The sequence below is a fragment of the Rhizobacter sp. genome (genome assembly GCF_031412075.1).
GTDB lineage: Bacteria > Pseudomonadota > Gammaproteobacteria > Burkholderiales > Burkholderiaceae_C > Rhizobacter.
The window spans coordinates 1-2,031 of the sequence record NZ_JANOCG010000189.1; the positions used below are offsets into that span (position 1 = coordinate 1).

Annotated in this window: 4 protein-coding genes and 1 pseudogene; all 5 read right to left on the reverse strand. The window is 64.4% G+C overall.

Annotated features, from left to right (window positions below):
• Positions 1 to 289 (reverse strand): annotated as a pseudogene (locus RMO40_RS06600) (efflux RND transporter periplasmic adaptor subunit); the annotation flags it as partial.
• Between the two features lie 136 nt (positions 290 to 425).
• Positions 426 to 707, reverse strand: coding sequence for a BrnA antitoxin family protein (locus tag RMO40_RS06605; protein WP_309718005.1), 282 nt, complete (start codon positions 705 to 707; stop codon positions 426 to 428).
• Positions 682 to 954, reverse strand: a complete 273-nt coding sequence (locus RMO40_RS06610) for a BrnT family toxin (protein WP_309718007.1) — start codon at positions 952 to 954, stop codon at positions 682 to 684. The genes RMO40_RS06605 and RMO40_RS06610 overlap by 26 nt, the downstream gene beginning before the upstream one ends.
• Before the next feature lie 139 nt (positions 955 to 1,093).
• Complete coding sequence (locus RMO40_RS06615; protein ID WP_309718010.1) at positions 1,094 to 1,522, reverse strand: hypothetical protein; 429 nt, start codon at positions 1,520 to 1,522, stop codon at positions 1,094 to 1,096.
• Positions 1,523 to 1,596: 74 nt separating this feature from the next.
• The coding region (locus tag RMO40_RS06620; RefSeq protein ID WP_309718013.1) for a 4-alpha-glucanotransferase at positions 1,597 to 2,031 on the reverse strand (435 nt) is incomplete at its 5' end.

Below are 2,031 nucleotides of genomic sequence, written 5' to 3' on the forward strand. Positions count from 1 at the left end.
CGACCTGCGTGACCACCGCCGACACCTCGGCGCGCAGGTCGGCACGTTTTTCGGGTTGTACCGAGCCGGTGATGACCGGGCCACCGCTGCCAGCCGCACCGGCTGCGACGGTACGCAGGTCTTCGGGGGACAACAGCAACACCGGCGCGGACGCAGCCGATGCAGTTGCGGGCGCCGACGCAGCCCCGCTCGCCTTGCCGGCCGACGTTGCACTGCCCTCGCCACCGCGCCCACAGCCGGCCAGCCACAGCGCTGCCATGCCCACCGCCCACACCTGCCAACGCACCATCGAAGTCGCTCCCTGATCCCTGTGCTCGCGCCACCCGGCGCGAAGACGCGCGAGCTTACCTGCGTGTGTGGTCAGGCGAACGGCGATGCGCCGGACTGCATGCACGCGCCGCAAGAGCAGCAAGTGCCGCAGGCGCTCAAAGCTTCGCGGGCTCGTGAGATTTCAGCCAGTCTTTCAACGCTGCATCGACCTTCGTCTGCCAACCGTCGCCGGTGGCACGAAAAGGCTGAACCACTTCTTGCGAAAGACGGATGGTGATGCGCTCCTTGGTGGGTGCCACTTGCGGGCCACGCACCCCCAACTTGCCTAGCAGTGCGGGCGAAAGTGCGTCGCGCGCCGGACGAAATCCCCGCATGTCTTTGGCGTTCAGTTCGCGTACTTCGCCTTCGTCGTCAGTCAGGGATCTTGAATTTTTCATAACGCTTCATCTCTCGGTCGTTGGCTTTGCGGAAGCTGATGACACGGATACCATCGCTTGTTTCGGTGAAGCACAGTACGTGAAGGCGTTCGCCCATCTTGCCCAGCGCGACATACCTCGTTTCACCGTACTCGCGACGATCGTCTGCTCGAACCAGGGCCGTCTCGAAATCGAACGCTGCGGCTTGCTCGAACGACAAGCCACGCAGCCGCATGTTGTTCTTGCTTTTTTCAGGATCGAATGTCACATGCACCCATCAGAGTGTATGCACATTCAGATAGCTCCGCAACCAGTCTGTGCCCATTCGAAGCGCCTGCAAGACCGAGTCGCTGGCGGTGCGCACCATGGCGCAGTGGACGTTTACCACCCAGCGCGGGAGGGGCCTCTTACGCCGCAGTGCCAGGCTGCATGCGGGCACCGACCTGGCTCGCCAGCCAGGCCATCGGCAGGTAGGCGGCCAACAGGTCGAGCGCGATGAACTCCTTCGGCGCCGGGACCATGAAACTCGCCGCAATACCGCCACACAGGAAAACGACGCCGATGGCATAGGCGAACGCCGGCTTGTGGTTGGCCGCAATCAAGCAAGCGGCGAGTGCGCCGGCAAAGGTGCCCAGGGCATGTGCCAGAAACGGCATGACGAAGTGCCGCGGCTCGAACAGATGCATGCCCTTGCTCAGGCCTTCTGCGGTGGCGACATCCACGCCCGCAGGGGGCTTGATCAGCGACGCGCTCATAAGAACGAGCGCCATGTTGACGGCGGACCCGATGGCGATGCCAGCGAGAACGGCGAGGACGTTGCGCACCAGGCGGGGCATGTGGTTTTTCCTCGAGGACTTGAACGCAGCCGAACCAACAACGCTCGAGATGCTACACCTCGAGGCACCGCAGATCACCCCCTCAACAACCCCATCGCCCCTCTGCCGCTGACCGCCGTGATCACCCCCAGCACGCGCGCGGTCTCGTGCCCCAGCATCTTCCATTCGAAGCGCCAGCTCCAGTTGTCCGGCCCCAGTGTGCCGGGCGTGTTCATGCGGTCTTCGCTGCCCAGGCCCAGCACGTCCTGCAGCGGGAACACGGCCAGGCGGGAGACCGAGTTGCTGGCGGCGCGGACCATGGCCCAGTGCACGTTTTCGGAGTCGCAGGCAAGGTAGGCACCAGCAAAGCTGCGTTCGGCGTCACCCGCGTTGTTCCACCAGCCGCGTGCGGTGTCGGTGTCGTGGGTGCTGGTGTAGACGATGGTGTCGGGCGCGTAGTTCTGCGGCAGGAACTCGTGCGTGCCGTCGCCGCCGAAGCCGAAGATCAGCACCTTCATGCGCGGAAAGCC